The organism is Vibrio thalassae (genome assembly GCF_900089835.1).
GTDB lineage: Bacteria > Pseudomonadota > Gammaproteobacteria > Enterobacterales > Vibrionaceae > Vibrio > Vibrio thalassae.
Map to the genome: position 1 here is coordinate 24735 of NZ_OANU01000177.1, position 1106 is coordinate 25840.

Annotated in this window: 2 protein-coding genes; one reads left to right on the forward strand and one right to left on the reverse strand. The window is 40.9% G+C overall.

Translation table 11 applies throughout. The features are described 5' to 3' along the window. The coding region (locus VTH8203_RS23505; RefSeq protein ID WP_158296244.1) for a hypothetical protein at positions 1-558 on the forward strand (558 nt) is incomplete at its 5' end. Between the two features lie 145 nt (positions 559-703). On the opposite strand, the gene VTH8203_RS23510 is transcribed toward VTH8203_RS23505, so the two are convergent. Next, positions 704-1106, reverse strand: a 403-nt coding sequence (locus VTH8203_RS23510) for a transposase (protein ID WP_167385863.1), incomplete at its 5' end; no start/stop codon positions are given.

Here is a 1106-nt window from a genome sequence, read left to right on the forward strand (position 1 = left end):
TTGGAGATATACCCATTTAAAGAAGTAGCGCCAACGTGTGTTCGATTATGGACCAAAGAAAATTTTCAAGGGCAACCTTTTGACCATTGCATGAATGATGGTTCTTATTTTCACGTTAATTTTTCAGGTCTCGTCGAGAACAATAATATAGAGTCAATGGAGGTCGGTAAAAATGTGAAAGCTGTACTCTGGAATGGTGATACAGCAGGAACATTTTTTCGAAATAATCCTAATCTTGGTCAGTTTAGCAATCGAGCACAAGCCTTGGAGATATACCCATTTAAAGAAGTAGCGCCAACGTGTGTTCGATTATGGACCAAAGAAAATTTTCAAGGGCAACCTTTTGACCATTGCATGAATAATGGCTCTTATTTTCACGTTAATTTTGCAGGCAGCGCCGAGAACAATAATATAGAGTCAATAGAGGTCGGTAAACGTGTAAAAGCTGTGCTTTGGAATGGTGTTGAGAACAGAACATTTTTGCCATCGCATGATTATAGTCGACTTGGTGAGTTTAGGAATCGAGCACAATCCTTGGAGTTATACCCATCGAACTAGACCCATCTAAGCTGCAAAATTAATAAGTGTGACACTCATAGAAAGCTCATCAACACGATGGGCTTTTTTGTTGGTCGTGACTTCAATCAGTTGCATTGGACCAACAGACTAGAGGCTTTGCAATACTTCAGGGGCTCTTCTCCGCTTAGATGAGCTTGACAGAAGGGTATAATATTGAACTTACCTCAGGTACTGAAAGCTGTTTAATCTTCAGTTTGAAGTATTCGGTATCTCTTATCCCGCGAGCTCTTCTACGCAACAATCCTATTGATACATTGCCAGCCTCGATTATAGAGCTGGTTAGTCGGTCATACTTTGCAAAGTTACAGATGCCTTCGTTGTGGTCTTGCAGCATGGATACAAAACCTTGCACGCTCATTATTCTTGTCGCTTTGGCTAACTGACACCAAGCGTCTAAACGGTAAGCCATTTGCTGATAGGTTTCCGCTCGCCAGATACTTTTTAGCTGCTCTTTAAGAACGTAGATTTCACTCAAGCGGCGATTAGCTTTGAGTAACATTTTCAGTTTGTCCGTTTGGTTTTCTGAT